The sequence below is a fragment of the Pseudomonas syringae pv. cilantro genome, from assembly GCF_001293775.1.
Taxonomy (GTDB): Bacteria; Pseudomonadota; Gammaproteobacteria; order Pseudomonadales; family Pseudomonadaceae; genus Aquipseudomonas; species Aquipseudomonas syringae_P.
The window spans coordinates 122,111-143,172 of record NZ_LGLN01000074.1; the positions used below are offsets into that span (position 1 = coordinate 122,111).

A 21,062-nucleotide genomic window follows, 5' to 3' on the forward strand; every position below is an offset into this window, starting at 1 on the left:
ACCAGTAAAGGGAGTGGCGGGTGAGTCTCACAGTCATTCAGCAGCTCAGGTCCTCAAGAATTTATCAGCGTCTGGTGATTGGCATTGCTCTCGGTGTCCTTCTGGTCGGCTGTTCCAGCACGCCGCCAGGTGGCGTTCGCGTGGTCGATCGTAATGGCAACGTGGTCGCGCAACGGCCCACAGTGACCACCGGCCAATACGTCGTCAGGCGCGGCGATACGCTGTTTTCCATTGCGTTTCGTTACGGCTGGGACTGGAAAGCACTGGCTGCCCGTAATCAGATCCCAGAGCCGTTTACCATCAAACCAGGTCAGACAATTCGCTTTGACGGGCGCTCCTCTTCAACATCCGGTGTAGCGTCGACCCCTGTTGGAGGGCGTCCAAACACGACAACTTCTACGACGACCAGCAGCTCGGGCTCAGTGAAAACCACTGTCATGTCCAAGCCGGTGGCGGTTGTGCCGGTGGTGATACCGCCGTCGGCAACGACCGGCACAGGCCCGGCTGGCAAGTCTCCGTCGGGTTGGACGTGGCCTTCTAGTGGCATTTTGATAGGAAAGTTTTCCTCAAACGGCAGTTTGAATAAAGGAATTGATATCGCTGGTGATTTGGGACAGCCTGTTTTGGCAGCGTCTGATGGTTCGGTCGTCTACGCCGGAAGCGGATTACGTGGCTACGGCGAATTGATCATCATCAAACACAGCGATACCTACGTCAGTGCCTACGGTCATAATCGCAGGTTATTGGTTCGGGAAGGGCAGCAGGTCAAGGCAGGGCAGACAATTGCCGAAATGGGGTCAACAGGAACTGACCGGGTGAAACTGCATTTTGAGATTCGCCGCCAAGGGAAACCTGTAGATCCATTGGAATTTTTGCCACGTCGTTGATAGTTGCCAGCCTGTTCCTGGCGTAAATAGGAACAGGCTCAAGCGATGCCATGGAACCAGGCGCCGCTGGAGCTTGAGGTCGAACTCACCAAAGGACTAAAAACAATGGCTCTTGGCAACGAAGCGCCGGAGTTTGACATCGATGATGAAGTGCTCCTTATGGAAGCCGGCATTGTCCTGACGGAGGCGTCAAACGATAAGCAGCCAGCCGCTGCTGTGTCGGGACGCGTCAAGGCCAAGCATTCAACATCGCTCAAACAACACAAATACATCGACTACACCCGAGCGCTCGACGCTACCCAGCTGTATCTCAACGAGATCGGGTTCTCTCCTCTGTTGTCCCCGGAAGAAGAAGTGCATTTTGCACGTCTGTCGCAAAGTGGCGATCCGGCCGGACGCAAGCGCATGATTGAAAGCAATCTGCGACTGGTGGTTAAAATCGCCAGGCGCTATGTCAATCGTGGTCTGTCATTGCTGGACCTGATCGAAGAGGGCAACCTGGGGCTCATCCGGGCGGTCGAAAAATTCGATCCTGAACGTGGCTTCCGTTTCTCGACGTACGCCACCTGGTGGATCCGTCAGACCATTGAGCGCGCGATCATGAATCAGACCCGGACGATCCGGTTGCCGATTCACGTCGTCAAGGAACTGAACGTCTACCTGCGTGCGGCCAGAGAGCTGACCCAGAAGCTCGACCATGAGCCTTCCCCTGAAGAAATCGCCAACCTGCTGGAACGACCGGTCGGTGAGGTCAAGCGCATGCTTGGCTTGAACGAGCGAGTCTCTTCGGTGGATGTGTCATTGGGGCCTGACTCGGACAAGACCCTGCTCGATACCTTGACCGACGACCGTCCTACCGACCCGTGCGAATTGCTGCAGGACGATGATCTGTCCCAAAGCATCGACCAGTGGCTGTCCGAACTGACCGAGAAGCAGCGCGAGGTGGTGATACGCCGCTTTGGCCTGCGCGGGCATGAAAGCAGCACACTGGAAGACGTAGGGCTGGAAATCGGACTGACCCGTGAGCGTGTGCGTCAGATACAGGTTGAAGGACTCAAGCGCCTGCGCGAGATTCTTGAAAAGAACGGCCTGTCCAGCGAGTCACTCTTCCGATAAATCCCTTCCGCAAACCGCATCATCCCAAGGCCGATATAACACTTGATGTGTGTATCGGCTTTTTTATATGTCCTTCGTAATGTCACCGCTACTTTTGCAATGGGATAGCGATACGGTTGCTGTTCTTCAGCGCTCGTAAAATACGGCTGTGGGATCCCAGGTTGTGTAAGTCATTGCGTACAGATGCTGTAAGTCATCAAGGCATTACGGGTGAGTTTTTTTGCATTCCGTAAAAGGCTAAGCAGTCAACTAACTGATATTAAAGATTTTTCGTTCTTGATGCAGGTTGACCTGGAAATATTCTGCTGCGTTTCGGGTGTTGCTCTGCCGGGTTAAATCTCTAATATCGAAGCTGTGCCAACGGACAGGCGCAGGCCATCAAGGATGAAGGTCATGGACATCGCAGGATGCGATTCATCAGGATGATGACAAGGGAATACAGGGATTAGGGAGAAAATGTGGGCGGGTCAAACCGCCCCTTTTTTTGTCTGAAATTCGCCGAATTCAGCGTAATGAAAAGGCCCTCGCGAGGGCCTTTTGTCTGCCTGGAATCTAGCGTTCCAGTTCAGCGATCTTGCCAGGCTTGCCATCCCATTCTGCAGCGTCAGGCATGGCGTCTTTCTTCTCGGTGATATTGGGCCAGACTTCGGCAAGCTCAGCGTTCAGCTCGATGAAGTTTTCCATACCCGCAGGTATCTCGTCTTCCGAGTAAATAGCCACAGCAGGGCACTCAGGCTCGCAGAGCGCGCAGTCGATGCACTCGTCCGGGTGAATGACCAGAAAGTTCGGGCCTTCGTAGAAGCAGTCCACCGGACAGACTTCTACACAATCGGTGTATTTGCACTTGATGCAGTTGTCGGTGACGACGAAGGTCATTTCTAATTTTCTCCTCAGGCGGCTGCAGCAGAGCCCTTCCAGACAGGGTTGCCAGGTTCGGGAGGTTTCCCGGCCCTGTGAAAACACGTGCTTGTGGTGAGTGGCCTTGATGCAGTCCGACCGCATCGCTTGCCACACACCCTTGGTTCGCTGCGTTTTCACGCGGCTCGAAAACAACCCGGCCAGGCTAAAAGCCGGGAGCATCCCAAACCGCGCGGGATTCTAACAGCTTGTAACGGTTCGCGTCACAGACGTGTTTGCAATGTGTACAGCAAATCCAGAGCCTGCCGCGGGGTCATGTCGTCAACCTTGATCTTCGACAGTTCATCAAGCACCGGATGCGGCAGACTGGCGAACATATCGCTCTGTTGCGGAACCGCAGGTTTGCCGGGTTTGGCGCGCGGCTGTTCGTGGGGCAGGCTGGTAGTCTCCAGGCGCTGCAAGTGCTCCTTGGCGCGCGTGATGACTTTCGCTGGAACGCCCGCCAGTTGCGCCACGGCCAGGCCATAGCTCTGGCTGGCAGGCCCTGGCAGCACACGGTGCAGGAATACGATTCGCTCGTTGTGTTCGGTGGCGTTCAAATGCACGTTGGTAACCAGCGGCTCGCTTTCCGGCAGCACCGTCAGTTCGAAATAATGTGTCGCGAACAGCGTGTAGGCGCGCAGTTGCGCCAGGCATTCAGCGGCCGCCCAGGCGAGTGACAGGCCGTCGAAGGTGCTTGTCCCACGTCCGACCTCGTCCATCAGCACCAGGCTTTTGTCGCTGGCGTTATGCAGAATGTTGGCGGTCTCGCTCATTTCCACCATGAACGTCGAGCGTCCACCGGCAAGGTCGTCGCTGGAGCCGATCCGGGTGAAGATCCGGTCAACCAGCGACAGTTCGCACGTGGCGGCCGGCACGAAGCTGCCAATGTGGGCCAGCAGCACGATCAATGCCGTCTGGCGCATGTAAGTCGACTTACCGCCCATGTTCGGGCCAGTGATGACCAGCATCCGCGTGTTGTCGTCGAGGGCCAGGTCGTTGGCAACGAACGGTGTGCTCAACACCTGCTCGACCACCGGATGGCGACCCTGCTCGATGCGCATGCAGGGCTCGGCGACGAAGCGTGGGCAATTCAGGTCCAGATTCAGGGCGCGCTCTGCAAGATTGCTCAACACGTCCAGCTCGGCCAATGCCGCCGCAGTGTCCTGCAGCGGGGCCAGATGGCTGATAAGGTCTTCAAGCAAGGCCTCGTAGAGCATTTTTTCACGCGCCAGCGCACGGCTTTTCGCTGACAGCGCCTTGTCTTCGAACTCTTTGAGTTCCGGCGTGATGAAGCGCTCGGCGCCCTTGAGGGTCTGGCGGCGAATGTAGTCGGCCGGTGCCTGTTCAGCCTGCTTGCTCGGTAACTCGATGAAGTAGCCGTGCACGCGGTTGTAACCGACTTTCAGATGGCTCAGTCCGGTACGGGATTTTTCGCGCGCTTCCAGATCGATCAGGAACTGGCCGGCGTTTTCGCTCAGTGATTGCAGCTCGTCCAGCTCTGCGTCGTAGCCGGTCTTCAGTACGCCACCGTCACGAATCACGGCGGGCGGGTTGTCGTTGATCGCGCGTTGCAGCAGGTCGGCAAGCTCTGGGTATGTGCTGGCGGTCTGCGCAAGTTGCTGCAGGTGCGGCGCGTCAAGGTCGGTCATCGCCTGTTGCAGCTCGGGCAGTGCGCTCAGGGCATCGCGCAGTCGGGCGAGATCGCGCGGCCGAGCATTGCGCAGGCCGATCCGCGCCAGAATCCGCTCGATGTCACCGATTTCCTTGAGCTGCGGTTGCAGGTTCTCGAAACGATAGCGTTCCAGGAAGCAACCGATCGAGGTCTGACGTGCCTGCAACACGGCAAGGTCGCGCAGCGGGCGATTCAGCCAGCGAGTCAGCAAGCGCGTGCCCATCGCGGTCTGGCAGCGATCCATGACGGACTGCAGCGTGTTGTCGCGTCCGCCCGAGAGGTTGGTGTCCAGTTCCAGGTTGCGCCGACTGGCGGCGTCGAGGATCACGGTATCGTCGAGACGCTCGTGGCGCAGGCTACGCAAGTGCGGCAGGGCAGTGCGCTGTGTTTCCTTGGCGTAGCTCAGCAGGCAGCCTGCGGCGCCAATGGCCAGGGTCAGGTTTTCGCAGCCGAAACCCTTGAGGTCTTGGGTCGCAAACTGCTGACAGAGACTTTTGTGCGCGGAGTCGCGTTCGAAATCCCACGGCGCGCGACGTCTGGCACCGCGGCGCTTTTCCGCTGGCAAACCTTGTGGCCAATCGTCAGGAATCAACAGCTCGACCGGGTTGATGCGCTCAAGCTCGGCGAGCAGATTTTCCCAGCCCTTGATCTCCAGCACACTGAAGTTGCCACTGGTGATGTCCAGCACCGCGAGGCCGAACAGCCGCTCGTCCCCCAGCACGGCGGCGATCAGGTTGTCCCGGCGCTCATCGAGCAACGCTTCATCGCTGATGGTCCCGGGCGTGATGATGCGCACCACCTGACGGTCCACCGGGCCTTTGCTGGTGGCCGGATCGCCGATCTGTTCACAGATCACCACCGACTCGCCAAGCTTTACCAGTTTGGCCAGATAGCCCTCGGCCGCATGATAGGGAATCCCGCACATGGGAATGCTCTGGCCTGCCGACTGGCCGCGCGCAGTCAGGGTGATATCCAGCAATTTGGCGGCTTTCTTCGCATCTTCGTAGAAAATTTCGTAGAAGTCGCCCATGCGATAGAACATCAACTGGTCCGGGTGCTGATTTTTCAGCTTCCAGTACTGCTGCATCATGGGCGTGTGTGAGGAGAGATCGGAAATTGCTTTATTCATCAGAGGTTTAGGCAAGTTCTTTAGGGGGGGTGAGGCAAACTTCAGGCATGACACGCGTTCCCTCTTTGAATGGAGGGGCGTCTGCCAGTAGTTTGCGATGGGCATAAGGTTATCACGCACGACAGAGCGTTGCAGTGAGGACATGACACTTGCTGATTGGTGACCAAGCATTTCCCGGCGGCCATGGAGGTCGATTTGCCGTATAGACTTTCAGCGCTGCCACTCGATAGCCGAAGGGCACTCTAAAAAAAAGGACCTTTATATGAAAAATCACATGAAAAGCAAACGAGCGAGGGATTCTGTCAGCGGGCGCTTCATTCCTCTGGAGGAAGCCAGAAAAAGACCGAGAGAAACCACGGTGGAAACGGTCAAAAAGCCCGTACGCAAGAAAAGCGACTGATTATTCAGCAGGTGACGAACGGCCGTTCATCGGTCTTTGTGCCTCTGTAATCGGTTTCACAAGGTCATAACGTTTGAACAGGATGATCCCGTGGATGAAATAACCCGGCTTGCCGACACGCTCGGCGGCCTGCTCAAGGCCGTCGATGCTCAGGTCACGACTGCCGAATCCTGCACGGGCGGCGGCATCGCCGAAGCCATTACCCGCATCGGCGGCAGCTCCGCCTGGTTCGAAGCGGGTTACGTGACGTATTCCAATGCCCAGAAAACACGCCAACTCGGCGTGCCTGACGCGTTGTTCGAGCAATTTGGGGCGGTCAGTCAGCCGGTCGTGGAAGCCATGGTGCGGGGTGCGCTGCATGAAAGTGCTGCGCGCTTCGCAGTCGCAGTCAGCGGTGTTGCGGGGCCTGGCGGCGGTTCGGTCGACAAGCCCGTTGGTACAGTGTGGCTGTGCTGGGGCGATGGAGTCACGATCATCGCCCAGCGCCACTGGTTCGCGGGTAATCGGGATGAGGTCCGTCGGCAGACGGTACTGATCGCGCTGCAAGGGCTGATACAACTGGCTCGTGGAGAAATCCCGAAACAGGGGTAGGCGCGCGGCCGTTGCTGTGGAATAATACTGTCTACTTATACAGGTGTTGTGGCCATCAAGGCCCCTGATTGAATTTGATAACGTGAGGACTTCAATGGACGACAACAAGAAGAAAGCCTTGGCTGCGGCCTTGGGTCAGATCGAGCGTCAGTTCGGTAAAGGTGCCGTGATGCGCATGGGCGATCACGATCGCCAGGCGATTCCTGCCATCTCCACCGGTTCGCTGGGTCTGGACATCGCACTCGGTATTGGCGGTCTGCCTAAAGGCCGGATCGTGGAAATCTACGGTCCCGAGTCTTCCGGTAAAACCACGCTTACCCTGTCGGTCATCGCGCAAGCCCAGAAAATGGGCGCGACGTGCGCATTCGTCGATGCGGAACACGCACTCGATCCGGAATATGCAGGCAAGCTGGGCGTCAATGTCGACGACCTTTTGGTCTCGCAGCCGGACACCGGCGAGCAGGCGCTGGAAATCACCGACATGCTGGTGCGTTCCAATGCCATTGACGTCATCGTCGTCGACTCCGTTGCCGCGCTGGTGCCGAAGGCCGAGATCGAAGGCGAGATGGGTGACATGCACGTGGGTCTGCAGGCGCGCCTGATGTCGCAGGCACTGCGCAAGATCACCGGTAATATCAAGAACGCCAACTGCCTGGTCATCTTCATCAACCAGATCCGTATGAAGATCGGTGTGATGTTCGGTAGCCCGGAAACCACCACCGGTGGTAATGCACTGAAGTTCTACGCTTCGGTACGTCTGGACATCCGTCGTACCGGCGCCGTGAAAGAAGGCGACGAAGTGGTAGGCAGCGAAACCCGCGTCAAGGTCGTGAAGAACAAGGTAGCTCCGCCGTTCCGTCAGGCAGAGTTCCAGATTCTCTATGGCAAGGGTATCTACCTGAACGGCGAAATCGTCGACCTCGCCGTACTGCACGGTTTTGTCGAGAAATCCGGCGCATGGTACAGCTACCAGGGCAGCAAGATCGGTCAGGGTAAAGCCAACTCGGCCAAGTTCCTGGCGGACAACCCGGAAATCTGCAAAGCGCTTGAGAAGCAGATTCGCGACAAGTTGCTTACCCCGGGTGTCGACACCAAGGCTGTAGGCTCTCGTGAAGCAGTGGTTGCCGATGATGTGGCCGAAGCAGACGCCGATATCTGATAGCCATGTCTGCCGTGCTCGATACACCTGTCGCCGTACGGCGAGCTGCAATGGACCTGCTCGCACGCCGCGAGCATGGTCGAGTCGAGCTGACGCGCAAGCTGCGTCAGCGCGGCGCTCCCCCCGAGCTGATAGAGCCTGCACTCGACCGTCTGGTCGAGGAAGGCCTGCTCTCTGAATCGCGTTATCTCGAAAGCTTTGTTTCCTACCGCGCCCGTTCGGGTTACGGTCCTGTTCGTATCCGTGAAGAGCTGACTCAGCGCGGTCTGCAACGAGCCGATATCGAACAGGCGCTAAGAGAGTGCGGGGTTGATTGGCAAGAAAAACTCGAGGAAATCTGGCAGCGCAAGTTTGCCGGTGCGTTACCGATCGATTCTCGCGAGCGTGCAAAGCAGGGACGGTTTCTGAGCTACCGCGGGTATCCGCTGGACATGATCGGCCGCCTGTTGAGCGGCCGTAATCATCGGGACGATTGAAATCGGGGCGGTTTCATACCGCACCCCGTTTATCTTTTCGTTTTAAGCGCGTGTCCAGTTTTCTTGCAGATTGATGTAATCCACCAACTCCCGAAGTCGACCCTGATTGCGCCCGGTAAAGGTGAACGCCAGTCGTGTCAGGTGACTGAATTGCGCCTCATCGTGCTCTTCGCCCTGATAACCATGCTGATGAAAGTTTTCACTGATGCACAGGTCGGCGAAGGCTTCCTGCAGATGCTCAAGTGCCTGTTCACTCAGCGCGTGATGCATGCGGATCACGAACTTGTTCTTCAGCCAGCGGCTGGAGTGGAAGTTGCTGTAGAACTGATTGATCTCTTGCACTGCCTCGTCAGCGCTATAGACCAGCCGCATGAGCTTCATGTCCGCGGGCAGGATGTAATGGTTTTCCTGTAGCTGGTTCTTGATGAAGTCCAGCGCGCCTTGCCAGAAGCTGCCGCCAGGAGTGTCCAGCAATACGACCGGCACCAGTGGGCTTTTACCGGTTTGTATCAAGGTCAGCACTTCCAGCGCTTCATCCAGGGTGCCGAAACCGCCCGGGCAGAGCACCAGCGCATCGGCTTCCTTGACGAAGAACAGCTTGCGGGTGAAGAAGAAGTGGAAGGGCAGCAGGTTCTCGGTGCCGTCCACGGTCGGGTTGGCATGTTGCTCGAAGGGCAGGGTGATGTTGAACCCCAGGCTGTGTTTAAGGCCCGCACCGGCGTGTGCTGCGGCCATGATGCCGCCGCCGGCGCCGGTGATGACCATCATGTCGGATTGCGCCAGTTTCTCGCCAAGCTCCGTGGCCTGCGCGTAAAGCGGATGTTCCACGGGGGTACGAGCCGAACCGAATACGGTGACCTTACGGCGCCCCTTGAAGCGTTCCAGCACCCGAAAGGCTTTATCCAGCTCGCGCAGGGTCTGCAGCGTTATCTTGACGTCCCAGCGATTGCGGTCGTCCTGAGCCATGCGCAGGACGGTCAGGATCATGTCTCTATACAGCGGCAGATTTCGGGTATCGGGGGCAACCTGTTGAATATGCTCTTCGACCTTGCGGGTCAGGTCGAGGCCATCACTCTGGAAGTGTCGGGATAGAAGATCGTCAGGTACATACGGCATTCAGGATTTCTCCTCCTGCAAAATCAATGACCCGGTAGGGCGTGTCGAATCGATGATGTGCTGGTTTGCAGAGAAAGGCTATTGGTCCCTGTGGGTTTTCAAGGTTAATGAGTTGCTGAATGTCTAAAAGCCGAACGCGCCTGAAGGGCAGGCGCGTGGCGTATGGTGACGTTTGGAGCGGCTTACTTCTTGGGTTTTACAGTGCAGTCCGAAGCCTGAAAAGTCTGGGTCGCGACCGGGCGGTTGGTTTTGTACTCGGTGAACTGGTACTTGAGTACAGCGCCTTTGGTCATCAACTGGCGGAAACCGTTGTTGTGGCAAACGCTGTTACCCAGCTGGTTGCGCATCACGTCAGGGTTGGCGCGCATTTGCTGAGCCTGGCCTTCACGTACGCTGAGGTGGTTGATCAGTTCGTTGCCGCTGGCGGTATAACCCTGATCCAGAATGTCTTCGTTGATCGCCCGTGGGGTTCCGACACTGCTTTCCTTCGCGACTTTTTCCAGCATCTTGCTGAGTTCGAACTCCTGTTTCGACGCCGCCTGGGCGCACAACGGAGCAACGAGCAACAACGTAAGGGTAGGGGCGATAAGGCGCAGCATTAAACTCTCCTGATTAAGTAGCTGGCCGTTGGACCAGCGACTGCAACGTGCGTTCCGGTCAGCCCGCCGATAACGCGGGTTGCAATGGCGCGGGAGTATAGAGCAGGAGTCTGGCCCGGGCCTAGGCCGAAAGCAGGTTGAAGCGCCGGGGCTCTGATAAACTGCGCGCACTTTATTCCTGTCGAGTCTTCGTGGTGTCGATGTTTTTTCTCTGCTGGTGTGTCTTGCCATGAGTCACGCCGTCTCCCGTTTGCGCGACGAACGCCTGGCACGCGCCATCAAGCCTTTCACTGCGCGGGGTTCGCGCGCGCCGCGGTGCCCGGATTGCCGGGTCATTTCCAGCTATTGCCTGTGCGCGTGGCGCCCCACGGTTGCTGCCGAGTCGGGCATGTGCCTGTTGATGTACGACACCGAGCCATTGAAGCCGACCAACACGGGCTGGCTGATCGCCGATGTCATCGAAGACACGCACGCATTCGGCTGGTCGCGAGTGGATGTCGACGAGCGCTTGCTGGCTTTGCTGGACGATCCGCAATGGCAGCCGTACATCGTCTTCCCGGGCGAGTTCGTCGCCGAAGAGCGGGTGGTGACCACGGTGTCGCGCAAAAACGGCAAGCGTCCATTGTTCATCCTGCTCGACGCCACCTGGAATGAAGCGCGCAAGATGTTTCGCAAAAGCCCGTATCTGGAGCGGTTTCCGGTTCTCAGCCTGGAGCCCGAGCAGATCTCGCGTTATCGCCTGCGGCGTTCCAAGCGTGACGACCACTTCTGCACGGCGGAAGTTGCCGCGCTATGCCTGGAGCTGGCAGATGATTGTGCTGCCAGCGGCGTACTGGATGCGTATCTGGATGTTTTCAGCGCGCACTATCTGGGCGCGAAGTTTCAGAATCCGATTGATCCGGACGACGCGGCGCACACTCATTTGAAGGCTTTTCTTTAGCGATGTGGCTAATTGCTGTCTCTGCCCACGGACAGCGGCGCTTCGCGCTTGACCGTCATGGTGTTGCTGGGCATGCTTGGCGCCGCCTGGAAGCCGATTCATCTGGTCTGGCGTAGTGCTTGCTGCCGTTTTCCGGCGCCGTGCGAATTTGTCAGGCCTGGAGCGGCCGATTGTGTCGGCCCTCTCTATAAAAAACGGGATCACTACATGACCTACGACATCCTGATCGCTGATGATCATCCCCTGTTTCGCAGTGCGCTGCATCAGGCGTTGACCATCGGCCTGGGGCCTGCAGCACGGTTGGTCGAGGCAGAAAGCATTGCACAACTGGAATCGCGCCTGGCCGAAAAGGCCGACTGGGATCTGGTCTTGCTGGACCTGAACATGCCGGGCGCCTATGGCTTCTCCGGATTGGTCCTGCTGCGCGGGCAGTATCCGCAGATTCCGGTGGTGATGGTCTCGGCTCAGGAAGAGGCGTCGATTGTCGTGCGCTCCCGTGAGTTCGGGGCCAGCGGCTTCATTCCCAAATCCAGTTCGCTTGAGGTCATTCAGCAGGCGGTACGCACCGTGCTGGATGGCGACGTCTGGTGGCCGCCGCAAGTCAATGAGGTGATCAGCGTGTCGGACGAAGCGAAAGCGGCCAGCGCAGGGCTCGCCAGCCTGACGCCCCAGCAGTTTCGAGTGTTGACCATGGTCTGCGAGGGGCTGTTGAACAAGCAGATCGCCTCCGAGCTCAGTGTGTCCGAGGCAACCATCAAAGCTCACGTGACTGCCATTTTCCGCAAGCTCGGGGTGCGCACGCGTACTCAGGCTGCGTTGCTGTTGCAGCAGCTGGAGTCGATTTCCTCCCATTGAAGCAAGTCAGCCAAGCGTATTCACGCTTTTTTGACCTTTGGTGCCTTAGCTTTCCTCATCTTTTTTTGCACGGCAGCCCTCTATGTCGCCCTTCAAAGGCCAGACCGGTCTTAAACGTATTCTCAACGCTGCAGGTTATTCCCTTGACGGTCTGTCCGCTGCCTTCAAAGGTGAAGCTGCGTTCCGTCAGTTGGTGCTGCTCAATGTCGTGCTGATCCCGCTTTCGTTCTTTCTGAACGTCAGCAAAGGCGAGCACGCCTTGCTGGTTGCCGTGTGCCTGCTGGCGCTCATCGTCGAACTGCTCAACTCGGCGGTCGAGGCAGCCATTGACCGAATTTCCCTGGACCTGCATCCGCTGTCCAAGAACGCCAAAGACATGGGCAGCGCCGCGCAATTCATTGCCCTGAGCATGATCGCGCTGGTATGGGGCATCGTTCTGCTGTGCTGATCGCGCTCAGTACAGACTGGGCAGCACGATTTCGTCGCTGCGCTGTGCACCGGCCGTGAAGGCGCGACACAGGTCGAGAAACTCGCGCATGGCGGAAGTCTGGTACTTCTGTTTATGCCAGATGAAGTAGAACTGCCGCGCCAGGTCCAGCTCGGGCGTGGCCAGCTCTACCAGATTGCCGCGGCGAAAGGCATCGCGCAGTGCCAGTCTGGAAATGCAGCCAATCCCCAGTCCGGACTCCACCGCACGCTTGATCGCCTCGGTGTGTTCCAGTTCCAGCCGCACATTCAACCCGTTGCGGTGATGACGCATGGCCTGATCGAAGGTCAGCCGTGTGCCAGAACCCTGTTCGCGCAAGATCCAGGCTTCGTGGGTCAGCTCTTCCAGCGACGCCTTTCCGCTTTTCGCCAGCGGATGTTGTGGCGCGCAGAACACCACCAGCTCATCCTTTACCCAGGGCTGCACCTCGATGTCCGGGTGGCTGCAATCGCCTTCGATCAGGCCCAGGTCGATTTCGTAGTGCGCCACTTGCTGCACGATGTTCGCGGTGTTCTGGACATGAAGCTTGACCTGGCTTTCCGGGTGGCGCTGCATGTAGCCGCCGATCAGCAGGGTTGCCAGATAATTGCCGATGGTCAGCGTTGCGCCTACCGCCAGCGAGCCGAAACCGGATTTGCCGTTGAGCAGGTCTTCGATTTCCTTGGCTTGATCGAGCAGCGCTACGGCCTGCGGCAACAGCTGCCTGCCGGTCGCATTGAGGCTCAGGCGTTTGCCGGCGCGATCGAATAGCTGGCAGCTCGACTGACGTTCCAGTTCGGTAATGGAGGTGCTGGCCGCCGACTGCGAAAGGGACAGCAGCACGGCGGCTCTGGAGACGCTTTCCTGCTGGGCAACGGCGACAAACACTTGAAGCTGACGGAGAGTAAATCGCATATCTATATAACCGATAACCTATATCTTGATAATTCATTTAACAGATATTGTGTCTGCCACTAGAATGGCGCGCAATAGCGCAATGCCCCTGCGCGCATGAATTTTTCAGGAGTTCCTACGTACATGAGCAACATGAACCACGAGCGTGTCCTCAGCGTCCACCACTGGAACGACACCCTCTTCAGTTTCAAGTGCACCCGCGACCCTGGCTTGCGCTTCGAGAACGGTCAGTTCGTCATGATCGGTCTGCAGCAGCCCAATGGTCGTCCGCTCATGCGCGCCTACTCGATTGCCAGCCCGAACTGGGAAGAGCATCTGGAGTTCTTCAGCATCAAGGTGCCGGACGGCCCGCTGACCTCGCAGCTGCAACACCTGAAGGAAGGCGATGAGATCATCATCAGCAAGAAGCCTACCGGTACGCTGGTGCTGGACGACCTCAAGCCAGGCAAGCATCTTTACCTGCTCAGCACCGGCACCGGTCTGGCGCCGTTCATGAGCGTGATCCAGGACCCCGAAACCTACGAGCGTTTCGAAAAAGTGATCCTCTGCCACGGCGTGCGTTATGTGAACGAAGTCGCGTACCGCGAATTCATCACCGAGCATCTGCCGCAGAACGAGTTTTTCGGTGAAGCGCTGCGTGACAAGCTGATCTACTACCCGACAGTCACCCGTGAGCCGTTCGAGAATGAAGGTCGCCTGACCGATCTGATGCGCAGCGGCAAGCTGTTCAGCGACATCGGTCTGCCGCCGATTAACCCTCAGGATGACCGCGCCATGCTGTGCGGCAGCCCGAGCATGCTCGACGAAACCAGTGAAGTGCTCAACAGCTTCGGCCTGACCGTTTCGCCACGGATGCGCGAGCCGGGCGATTACCTGATCGAGCGGGCATTCGTCGAGAAGTAAATCGATTCACAGAAACCCGCCTCATCCTTGAAAGGATCAGGCGGGTTTTTTAATGCGCGGGATTTGTTGCCAGCATGACTTCAAGCACGCAGATGACGCCGGCCTGCGGGTAATGCCAGCGAACGTTCAGATCCCAGAACCGGGCACCGTAGCGACGCTCCGGCGTGGGCAGCTGGTAGGCCGGGCGCGGGTCTTGCGCTAGGCACTGTTCGATCAGCTCGATCAATGGCTCGTTCAGGCGCAGTGCGTGTTCACGTGCCTGCACCAGTGCACTGTCCTGCCAGTGCACTGGGATTAGCTCGGGTGCCGCGCTGGCAATGTCGTTGCGGGCGTCGCTGACTGCATCGGCGTAAGGCACGTAAGGCTTGATGTCCAGCACCGGCGTGCCGTCCAGCAGATCGATACCCGACAGCCAGAGACGGCCGGGTTCGACCTTGTCCAGTTTGACCACCGATTGCCCGATGCCGTTGGGGCGATGTGTCGCGCGTGTAGCGAACACGCCCATCGACTGATTGCCGCCAAGGCGGGGCGGGCGCACTTTGAGGCGCGGCTTGTCTTCCAGCGCCAGGTGAAAAAGAAACAGCAGCCAGACATGGCTGACCTGCTCCAGACCCTGAACAGCGTCGCCCTGATCGAAAGGTGCCACCAGCTCCAGCACCCCGCGTGCTGCTGGCGCCAGCTGCGGCTGGCGCGGTATGGCGAACTTCTCCTTGAAGCAGGAACGCACGAAACCTACAGGGGAGACGTCGTAACTCATGGTCTCAACCGGTTCAGCCACGAACGCGCAGGGTCAGACCCTTGAGGAAGTTGCGCAGCAGTTGATCGCCGCACGCGCGGTAATTGGTATGCCCGACCTTGCGGAACAGCGCACTCAATTCCGGCTTGGAGACCGGAAAGTCAGCGGACTTGAGGATGGCGTGCATGTCGTCTTCTTTCAGCTCGAACGCGACGCGCAGTTTTTTCAAAACAATGTTGTTGGTGATCGGCAGTTCGATCGGCTGCGGCGGACGGCTGTCGTCCTTGCCACGCTTGAAATAGACCAGGCCGTCAAGAAAGTGCGCCATGATTTCATCGCTGCAATCGAGGTAGCCTTCTTCTTCCTCTTTTTTCATGAAGGCGATGACGTCGCTTTTCGACACTTCATAGCCAGTCAGAGCGGTGATTTCGACGATCTTGCTGTCGCTGATATCGAGCATGTAGCGCACGCTGCGCAATACATCGTTGTTCATCATGAGGCGTGAGTCCTGGTAGTCGTATGGCGGCGCGGGAAGATGATCACGCGCGCTGTAATGAGGTGGTGTGCGGCGGTCAGAACTTTTCCTTGCTCGTCATGTAGCGCCATTGACCTTCTGGCAACTTGCCCATGGACACACCGCCAATGCGGATGCGCCGGATAGAGACGATCTTCAATCCGACGGCTTCGCACAATTGCGCGATAATGCCGGGCTGCGGGTTTTTCATGGCAAAGCGCAGGCGGTTTTCGTTCTGCCAGCTGGCCTTGACGGCCGGCAATTCCTTGCCTTTGTACGTCAGACCATGGTTAAGGCGATTCAGGCCGTGGGCAACCATGTCGCCCGTGATTTCCACCACGTATTCCTGCTCGATCTTGCTACGGTCGTCGGTGAGCTTGCGCAGGATTTTCCAGTCCTGGCTGAACACCATCAGGCCGCTGGCATCGGCCTGCAGGCTCGAAATCGGCTCGAGACGCATGAAGTGGCCTTTGAGCGGGCGCTTGCTGTAGCTGTGCTCTTCGGACAGGGTGCCAGGCGTGATCATCTGCAAGGCGCTTTCGGCACTGGCGGAGGCCGGCTTGTGCAGGATGATCGTCACCGGTTCCGGAGAATCGGCCTTGGCGTCCGGGCTCAGCTCGACTTTCTGAGTGCTGACCTTGAAATGCGGCTCTTCGATAACCACGCCATCCACAGTGACCCAGCCACCTTCGATAAACAGTTCGGCCTCCCGGCGGGAGCAGCCCACCAGTTCGATAAGGCGTTTGGAGAGGCGAATGGGGTCTGTCATGACAAAAAAGCCGCTTACTGATGAGAAAGGCACCATTGTAACCGCCTGCGCCCGGTTAATCGCGGCAACATTGCAATTGTGCCGCAATCGGCCTCAATCCCGGCCGTCGAGGCGCATCCGGAGCATGGGGTAGGGGTTTCCAAGACCATCCATTGCCGAGCGACCGACGATTTTGAAACCATGCTTGCAATAGAAGCCGAACGCCCGCGGATTCTGCTCGTTGACGTCCAGCTCGACGATGCCGAAGTGCCGTATGGCGTGCTGCAGCAGGTACGTCCCGAGGCCCTGACGCCGATGCTCCGGAGCGATGAACAACATGTCCAGCTTGTCTTTGTTGACGCCCGCAAAGCCGGTGATGCTCGAGTTATCATCGCGGGTGCAGAACAGCGTCACGCTGTCCAGATACTGGCTCAACAAGCCTTTTAGCCTGACGATGTACGCTTCCGGCATGAAGTCATGGGTGGCGCGTACCGAGCGCTCCCAGACGTCAGTCAGTTCCGGATAATCCTCTTGGCGCGGTGCATATAGTCGCATCTCGGTAGCTCCTTGTTGCCGATTCTGCATAGACAACAGCCGCGCACAAAAAAGCCCTGCCATTTCAGAGGGCAGGGCTTTTTCAGGCAGCGCTTTTCAGCCATATATGCGCGAGCTTAAAGCACCTCGGCCCACAGGTCGTATTCGTCGGCATCGGTCACGCGGCACATGATCTTGTCGCCGGGCTGGACAGTGCTGCCATCTTCCAGACCGATAAAAACGTTGCCGTCGATTTCCGGCGCGTCGAAGAAGCAACGGCCCACCGCGCCGCGCTCGTCCACTTCGTCGATCAGCACTTCGATTTCCTTGCCGATCTTCATTTGCAGGCGGGCGGCACTGATTGCCTGTTGATGGGCCATGAAGCGGTCCCAGCGATCCTGTTTGACATCATCCGGCACGATGGCCGCGTCCAGCAGGTTGGCGGGCGCGCCCTCGACCGGCGAGTACTGGAAGCAGCCGACGCGGTCCAGCTGGGCTTCGGTCAGCCAGTCCAGCAGGTACTGGAAATCTTCTTCGGTTTCGCCGGGAAAGCCGACAATGAACGTCGAACGGATGATCAGATCAGGGCACTGCTCGCGCCAGTTCTTGATCCGCGCCAGGGTCTTGTCTTCGAAGGCCGGGCGCTTCATCAGCTTGAGGATCTTCGGGCTGGCGTGCTGGAACGGGATGTCCAGGTACGGCAGGATCTTGCCGGCGGCCATCAGCGGGATCAGTTCGTCGACGTGCGGGTACGGGTAGACATAGTGCAAGCGAACCCAGACGCCCATCGAACCGAGCGCCTGACACAGCTCGGTCATGCGGGTCTTGATCGGCTGACCGTCCCAGAAACCGGTGCGGTATTTGACATCGACGCCATAGGCGCTGGTGTCCTGAGAAATCACCAACAGCTCTTTTACGCCGGATTTGACCAAGCGCTTGGCTTCGTCCAGCACATCACCGACCGGGCGGCTGACCAGCTTGCCGCGCATCGACGGGATGATGCAGAAACTGCAACTGTGGTTGCAGCCTTCGGAGATTTTCAGGTAAGCGTAATGGCGCGGCGTCAGCTTGATGCCCTGCGGCGGCACCAGGTCGATCAGCGGATTGTGATCATGGCGTGGCGGCACTACGTCGTGGACCGCATTGACCACCTGCTCGTATTGCTGCGGGCCGGTCACCGACAGCACGCTTGGGTGCACATTGCGAATGACACTCGCATCGACGCCCATGCAGCCGGTGACGATCACCTTGCCGTTCTCCTTGATCGCTTCACCGATCACTTCCAGCGACTCGGCCTTGGCCGTGTCGATGAAGCCACAGGTATTGACCACGACCACGTCGGCGTCCTCGTAGGTCGCCACGACTTCGTAACCTTCCATGCGCAGTTGGGTCAGGATGCGTTCGGAATCAACGAGCGCCTTCGGGCAACCCAGAGAAACGAATCCGACCTTGGGGGCGGACGGCGTGGTAACGGTGGACATGGCAAACCTCGGCGTGAAGGGCGCTCGTGCGCAAAGCGCAGGCACCGACTGGGCGCTGGGTGCGCCTCTGATCAAAAAGTGCGCAATTCTAGCGGTGAGTGGGCGCGATGACCAGCGTTTGGGTGAGAATTGCGATGGGTGTGGGGCAGGAAAATCAGAAGCAAGCGAATTTATCGGGTTCCTGATGCTTTTGACGCTCAGTCGCCCTCGCCATTACTGACCCGCACGTCACCTCACGTATTCTTTTTTCGTTAATGCTCGGAGGTGCTGCGTGCGGCGGAACAGGAGAATACAAGTGGAGCCCCGGTCAGTTTAGGTGCCCTGTTTCTCCGTACTCCTCGCCGCCGAAGCTCAGTGCTGCAAGAACATGCTTTGGGTCATTATGTATCGCGCGAAGTAGAGCGCGTTGGCCCCTCAGGTTCGCGTCGGCCTTGTTCCCAATTACGAAGAGTTCCGACTGCTACATCGATGCGCTTGGCAAAGGTTGCCTGAGAGAGGCCCGTCGCTTGTCGAATTTTTTTACCACGCAAGCCGTCCGGGTTCGCGTTCAGGTCCACAGTCTTTCCAGTCAGTGCGACCAGCTCTGCGGAGACCGGGACGACACTCCGGACTGCCGGGTAGTCGCGCACCTTCCACGCCGATCAGTTTGATGGCGAGCCCGCGCGGTGTTGAGACCTTGTCGTCGAGCATGTCGCCGGGGTTGGTCGAGAATCGCATGACGAGCGGAAGGCTGCCGGGCGTCGATGCGGTTCTGATGACCCTGAGAGCGGCAGGCTTATCCAGATGACCGGGCGCTGCGGGCGCCGTTCATTAAAAGTCGTCCGTGAGACGTGTGGGCAGGCCTGGTCACACGCTTGACTTGCGTTTCACCAAGAATTACATCCAGTGCTGCGTTATGCTTCGCGCCTTCGAGGTCAGGCGTGTCAATGTCTGGCGCAATCTGAATTGTTACGCGTTGTGATGTTCACAGTTTGCTGAACCTCATGTCTGGTTTCCGGGAGTAGTGGATGAGTCAAACAAACAGTCATGCCGAGGCCGGAGGCACTGCGAAGCCCATCGGGCTGCTGATCGCGGCAGTCGGGGTCGTTTATGGCGACATCGGCACCAGCCCGCTGTACACCCTCAAAGAGGTGTTTCAAGGTGGTTACGGGGTGGAAGTGACCCACGATGCAATACTTGGCGTGCTGTCGCTGATCTTCTGGTCGCTGATCTGGGTGGTGTCCTTCAAGTACATGGCGTTTGTGCTGCGTGCCGATAACCAGGGCGAGGGCGGCATCATGGCGTTGATGGCGCTGGCGCGGCGGGCATCTGCGAAACATCCCAAACTGCAAATGATGATGGTGGTGTTCGGGCTGTTCGGTGCGGCGTTGTTCTACGGCGACAGCATGATCACCCCGGCCGTCTCGGTACTCTCGGCGATGGAAGGGCTGGAGCTGGCCTTCGACGGCCTTGATCACTGGATCGTGCCCATGGCGCTGATCGTGCTGGTCGGGCTGTTTCTGATTCAGCGCCATGGCACGGCGCGCATCGGAGTGCTGTTCGGGCCGGTGATGGTGGTCTGGTTTCTGGTGCTGGGTGCGCTGGGCGTATACGGCATCATGCAGTCGCCCGAAGTGCTGAAAGCAGTCAATCCGGCATGGGGTCTGAATTTTTTCATCATCCATCCGGGGATCGGCGTTGCCATTCTGGGCGCCGTGGTTCTGGCGCTGACCGGCGCCGAAGCGCTTTATGCCGATATGGGGCACTTTGGTCGCAAGCCGATCTCGCGCGCCTGGTTCATCCTCGTATTGCCCGCGCTGCTGCTCAACTATTTCGGGCAGGGCGCGCTGGTGCTGGGCAATCCTGAAGCGGTACGTAACCCGTTCTACCTGCTCGCGCCGGGCTGGGCGCTGCTGCCGCTGATCGGGCTGTCGACGATGGCGACGATCATTGCGTCTCAGGCGGTGATCTCTGGCGCGTTCTCGATGACGTTGCAGGCGATTCAATTGGGTTACATCCCGCGCATGCACATTCAGCACACCTCAAGTGACGCGCAAGGGCAGATCTATATCGGTGCCGTGAACTGGGCGCTGATGGCCGGTGTGATCATGCTGGTGATCGGTTTCGAGTCGTCTGGGGCGCTGGCCTCCGCCTATGGCGTGGCGGTTACCGGGACCATGCTCTGCACCACGATTCTGGTGTCGACGGTCATGCTGATGCTCTGGAAATGGCCACCGCTGCTGGCCGTACCGCTGTTGATCTGCCTGTTGCTGGTGGACGGTCTGTTCTTCGCCGCCAACGTGCCGAAAATCTTTCAAGGCGGGGCGTTTCCGGTGCTGGCGGGTGCGGTGCTGTTTATCCTCATGACCACCTGGAAGCGTGGCAAGCAGCTGCTGGCCGAGCGAATCGACGAAGGCGGGCTGCCATTGCCGATCTTCATCGGTAGCATTCGCGTGCAGCCGCCGCATCGTGTGCAGGGCACGGCAGTGTTTCTGACCGCACGCTCGGACGCTGTTCCCCATGCGCTGCTGCACAACATGCTGCATAACCAGGTACTGCATGAGCAGGTGGTGTTGCTGACCGTGGTGTATGAAGACTCCCCGCGGGTGCCTGCCGCACAGCGCTTCGAAGTGGAATCCTATGGCGAAGGCTTCTATCGGGTGATCCTGCACTTCGGCTTCATCGACGAGCCGGATGTGCCTGCTGCGCTGGCACTGTGTCACTTGGCCGAGCTGGACTTCAGTCCGATGCGCACCACGTACTTCCTCAGTCGCGAGACAGTCATCCCGTCGAAAATGGATGGCATGGCGCGCTGGCGCGAAGCGTTGTTCGCCTTCATGCTCAAGAACGCCAATGGCAACCTGCGCTTCTTCAAGCTGCCTTTCAACCGGGTGATCGAACTGGGTACGCAGGTCGAGATGTAAACGTGCAGGCATGAGCCCTGAC

21 protein-coding genes and 2 pseudogenes are annotated in these 21,062 nt (G+C 58.4%); 11 read left to right on the forward strand and 12 right to left on the reverse strand.

The features are described 5' to 3' along the window. The first annotated feature begins 20 nt into the window (after window positions 1-20). A complete protein-coding gene (locus tag ABJ99_RS20300; protein ID WP_054087337.1) occupies window positions 21-887 on the forward strand; it encodes a peptidoglycan DD-metalloendopeptidase family protein in 867 nt (288 codons plus the stop codon). Between the two features lie 105 nt (window positions 888-992). Beyond that, window positions 993-2,003, forward strand: a complete 1,011-nt coding sequence (gene rpoS / locus ABJ99_RS20305; protein WP_007250175.1) for an RNA polymerase sigma factor RpoS — start codon at window positions 993-995, stop codon at window positions 2,001-2,003. 552 nt (window positions 2,004-2,555) lie between these two features. On the opposite strand, the gene fdxA is transcribed toward rpoS, so the two are convergent. Both fdxA and mutS read right to left on the reverse strand, forming a co-directional pair. Beyond that, window positions 2,556-2,879 carry a ferredoxin FdxA gene (fdxA, locus tag ABJ99_RS20310; RefSeq protein ID WP_054087338.1) on the reverse strand — a complete coding sequence of 108 codons (324 nt, stop codon included), beginning with the start codon at window positions 2,877-2,879 and terminating at the stop codon, window positions 2,556-2,558. Window positions 2,880-3,124: 245 nt separating this feature from the next. Continuing rightward, window positions 3,125-5,692 carry a DNA mismatch repair protein MutS gene (gene mutS / locus ABJ99_RS20315; protein ID WP_174518430.1) on the reverse strand — a complete coding sequence of 856 codons (2,568 nt, stop codon included), beginning with the start codon at window positions 5,690-5,692 and terminating at the stop codon, window positions 3,125-3,127. A gap of 274 nt (window positions 5,693-5,966) precedes the next feature. Here mutS and ABJ99_RS28405 point away from each other — a divergent pair, with 274 nt between their 5' ends. The 4 genes from ABJ99_RS28405 to recX all read left to right on the forward strand — a co-directional run bounded on the left by ABJ99_RS28405 (window position 5,967) and on the right by recX (window position 8,330). Next, window positions 5,967-6,104 carry a hypothetical protein gene (locus ABJ99_RS28405; protein ID WP_154864471.1) on the forward strand — a complete coding sequence of 46 codons (138 nt, stop codon included), beginning with the start codon at window positions 5,967-5,969 and terminating at the stop codon, window positions 6,102-6,104. A gap of 90 nt (window positions 6,105-6,194) precedes the next feature. Then, window positions 6,195-6,695: a CinA family protein gene (locus ABJ99_RS20320; RefSeq protein ID WP_054087340.1), complete on the forward strand. Its 501-nt coding sequence runs from the start codon at window positions 6,195-6,197 to the stop codon at window positions 6,693-6,695. A gap of 94 nt (window positions 6,696-6,789) precedes the next feature. Further along, window positions 6,790-7,854, forward strand: a complete 1,065-nt coding sequence (gene recA / locus ABJ99_RS20325) for a recombinase RecA (protein WP_024644417.1) — start codon at window positions 6,790-6,792, stop codon at window positions 7,852-7,854. Between the two features lie 5 nt (window positions 7,855-7,859). Then, the gene (gene recX, locus ABJ99_RS20330; protein WP_054087341.1) at window positions 7,860-8,330 is read left to right on the forward strand and encodes a recombination regulator RecX; all 471 of its coding nucleotides are present in this window, start codon (window positions 7,860-7,862) and stop codon (window positions 8,328-8,330) included. Between the two features lie 42 nt (window positions 8,331-8,372). On the opposite strand, the gene ABJ99_RS20335 is transcribed toward recX, so the two are convergent. Then, window positions 8,373-9,446 (reverse strand): LOG family protein, encoded by a 1,074-nt coding sequence (locus ABJ99_RS20335; RefSeq protein ID WP_054087342.1) that lies wholly within the window; start codon window positions 9,444-9,446, stop codon window positions 8,373-8,375. Window positions 9,447-9,628: 182 nt separating this feature from the next. After that, complete coding sequence (locus ABJ99_RS20340) at window positions 9,629-10,045, reverse strand: quorum-sensing-regulated virulence factor family protein (protein WP_054087343.1); 417 nt, start codon at window positions 10,043-10,045, stop codon at window positions 9,629-9,631. A 229-nt stretch (window positions 10,046-10,274) separates the two neighbouring features. Between ABJ99_RS20340 and ABJ99_RS20345 the strand changes: the two genes are divergently transcribed. The 3 genes from ABJ99_RS20345 (at window position 10,275) to ABJ99_RS20355 (ending at window position 12,288) form a co-directional block, all read left to right on the forward strand. Further along, entirely contained in the window at window positions 10,275-10,985 is a 711-nt protein-coding gene (locus tag ABJ99_RS20345; protein WP_054087344.1) for a tRNA-uridine aminocarboxypropyltransferase, read from the forward strand. 207 nt (window positions 10,986-11,192) lie between these two features. Beyond that, window positions 11,193-11,840 (forward strand): response regulator transcription factor ErdR, encoded by a 648-nt coding sequence (gene erdR / locus ABJ99_RS20350; RefSeq protein ID WP_054087371.1) that lies wholly within the window; start codon window positions 11,193-11,195, stop codon window positions 11,838-11,840. A gap of 82 nt (window positions 11,841-11,922) precedes the next feature. Beyond that, window positions 11,923-12,288, forward strand: a complete 366-nt coding sequence (locus ABJ99_RS20355; protein ID WP_054087345.1) for a diacylglycerol kinase — start codon at window positions 11,923-11,925, stop codon at window positions 12,286-12,288. Window positions 12,289-12,294: 6 nt separating this feature from the next. On the opposite strand, the gene ABJ99_RS20360 is transcribed toward ABJ99_RS20355, so the two are convergent. Next, window positions 12,295-13,221 carry a LysR family transcriptional regulator gene (locus tag ABJ99_RS20360; RefSeq protein WP_054087346.1) on the reverse strand — a complete coding sequence of 309 codons (927 nt, stop codon included), beginning with the start codon at window positions 13,219-13,221 and terminating at the stop codon, window positions 12,295-12,297. Between the two features lie 123 nt (window positions 13,222-13,344). Here ABJ99_RS20360 and fpr point away from each other — a divergent pair, with 123 nt between their 5' ends. Next, window positions 13,345-14,124, forward strand: a complete 780-nt coding sequence (fpr, locus tag ABJ99_RS20365; RefSeq protein ID WP_002554680.1) for a ferredoxin-NADP reductase — start codon at window positions 13,345-13,347, stop codon at window positions 14,122-14,124. A 49-nt stretch (window positions 14,125-14,173) separates the two neighbouring features. Here fpr and tsaA read toward each other — a convergent pair whose 3' ends face one another. From tsaA to ABJ99_RS28410, 7 genes and pseudogenes are all read right to left on the reverse strand, one after another. Then, window positions 14,174-14,881 carry a tRNA (N6-threonylcarbamoyladenosine(37)-N6)-methyltransferase TrmO gene (gene tsaA, locus ABJ99_RS20370; protein ID WP_054087372.1) on the reverse strand — a complete coding sequence of 236 codons (708 nt, stop codon included), beginning with the start codon at window positions 14,879-14,881 and terminating at the stop codon, window positions 14,174-14,176. 13 nt (window positions 14,882-14,894) lie between these two features. Beyond that, a complete protein-coding gene (locus ABJ99_RS20375; protein WP_007250188.1) occupies window positions 14,895-15,356 on the reverse strand; it encodes a YehS family protein in 462 nt (153 codons plus the stop codon). 76 nt (window positions 15,357-15,432) lie between these two features. Then, on the reverse strand, window positions 15,433-16,143 hold the full coding sequence (locus ABJ99_RS20380; RefSeq protein ID WP_054087373.1) for an rRNA pseudouridine synthase: 711 nt from the start codon (window positions 16,141-16,143) through the stop codon (window positions 15,433-15,435). Window positions 16,144-16,236: 93 nt separating this feature from the next. After that, complete coding sequence (locus ABJ99_RS20385; RefSeq protein ID WP_054087347.1) at window positions 16,237-16,677, reverse strand: GNAT family N-acetyltransferase; 441 nt, start codon at window positions 16,675-16,677, stop codon at window positions 16,237-16,239. Between the two features lie 116 nt (window positions 16,678-16,793). After that, window positions 16,794-18,137 carry a 30S ribosomal protein S12 methylthiotransferase RimO gene (gene rimO / locus ABJ99_RS20390; RefSeq protein WP_007250191.1) on the reverse strand — a complete coding sequence of 448 codons (1,344 nt, stop codon included), beginning with the start codon at window positions 18,135-18,137 and terminating at the stop codon, window positions 16,794-16,796. A gap of 307 nt (window positions 18,138-18,444) precedes the next feature. Then, a pseudogene (locus ABJ99_RS27535) lies at window positions 18,445-18,673 on the reverse strand (helix-turn-helix domain-containing protein); the annotation flags it as partial. A gap of 67 nt (window positions 18,674-18,740) precedes the next feature. Next, window positions 18,741-18,881 (reverse strand): annotated as a pseudogene (locus ABJ99_RS28410) (catalase); the annotation flags it as partial. Window positions 18,882-19,144: 263 nt separating this feature from the next. Here ABJ99_RS28410 and ABJ99_RS20395 point away from each other — a divergent pair. Continuing rightward, window positions 19,145-21,040 carry a potassium transporter Kup gene (locus tag ABJ99_RS20395; RefSeq protein WP_054087348.1) on the forward strand — a complete coding sequence of 632 codons (1,896 nt, stop codon included), beginning with the start codon at window positions 19,145-19,147 and terminating at the stop codon, window positions 21,038-21,040. The last annotated feature ends 22 nt before the right edge of the window (window positions 21,041-21,062 follow it).

Excerpts from the sequence above, each read along its gene's own strand:
- rpoS (WP_007250175.1), top strand. The coding sequence starts at position 993 with ATGGCTCTTGGCAACGAAGCGCCGGAGTTTGACATCGATGATGAAGTG.
- fdxA (WP_054087338.1), bottom strand. The coding sequence starts at position 2,879 with ATGACCTTCGTCGTCACCGACAACTGCATCAAGTGCAAATACACCGAT.
- ABJ99_RS28405 (WP_154864471.1), top strand. The coding sequence starts at position 5,967 with ATGAAAAATCACATGAAAAGCAAACGAGCGAGGGATTCTGTCAGCGGG.
- recA (WP_024644417.1), top strand. The coding sequence starts at position 6,790 with ATGGACGACAACAAGAAGAAAGCCTTGGCTGCGGCCTTGGGTCAGATC.
- recX (WP_054087341.1), top strand. The coding sequence starts at position 7,860 with ATGTCTGCCGTGCTCGATACACCTGTCGCCGTACGGCGAGCTGCAATG.
- ABJ99_RS20335 (WP_054087342.1), bottom strand. The coding sequence starts at position 9,446 with ATGCCGTATGTACCTGACGATCTTCTATCCCGACACTTCCAGAGTGAT.
- ABJ99_RS20340 (WP_054087343.1), bottom strand. The coding sequence starts at position 10,045 with ATGCTGCGCCTTATCGCCCCTACCCTTACGTTGTTGCTCGTTGCTCCG.
- ABJ99_RS20345 (WP_054087344.1), top strand. The coding sequence starts at position 10,275 with ATGAGTCACGCCGTCTCCCGTTTGCGCGACGAACGCCTGGCACGCGCC.
- erdR (WP_054087371.1), top strand. The coding sequence starts at position 11,193 with ATGACCTACGACATCCTGATCGCTGATGATCATCCCCTGTTTCGCAGT.
- ABJ99_RS20355 (WP_054087345.1), top strand. The coding sequence starts at position 11,923 with ATGTCGCCCTTCAAAGGCCAGACCGGTCTTAAACGTATTCTCAACGCT.
- ABJ99_RS20360 (WP_054087346.1), bottom strand. The coding sequence starts at position 13,221 with ATGCGATTTACTCTCCGTCAGCTTCAAGTGTTTGTCGCCGTTGCCCAG.
- fpr (WP_002554680.1), top strand. The coding sequence starts at position 13,345 with ATGAGCAACATGAACCACGAGCGTGTCCTCAGCGTCCACCACTGGAAC.
- tsaA (WP_054087372.1), bottom strand. The coding sequence starts at position 14,881 with ATGAGTTACGACGTCTCCCCTGTAGGTTTCGTGCGTTCCTGCTTCAAG.
- ABJ99_RS20375 (WP_007250188.1), bottom strand. The coding sequence starts at position 15,356 with ATGATGAACAACGATGTATTGCGCAGCGTGCGCTACATGCTCGATATC.
- ABJ99_RS20380 (WP_054087373.1), bottom strand. The coding sequence starts at position 16,143 with ATGACAGACCCCATTCGCCTCTCCAAACGCCTTATCGAACTGGTGGGC.
- ABJ99_RS20385 (WP_054087347.1), bottom strand. The coding sequence starts at position 16,677 with ATGCGACTATATGCACCGCGCCAAGAGGATTATCCGGAACTGACTGAC.
- rimO (WP_007250191.1), bottom strand. The coding sequence starts at position 18,137 with ATGTCCACCGTTACCACGCCGTCCGCCCCCAAGGTCGGATTCGTTTCT.
- ABJ99_RS20395 (WP_054087348.1), top strand. The coding sequence starts at position 19,145 with ATGAGTCAAACAAACAGTCATGCCGAGGCCGGAGGCACTGCGAAGCCC.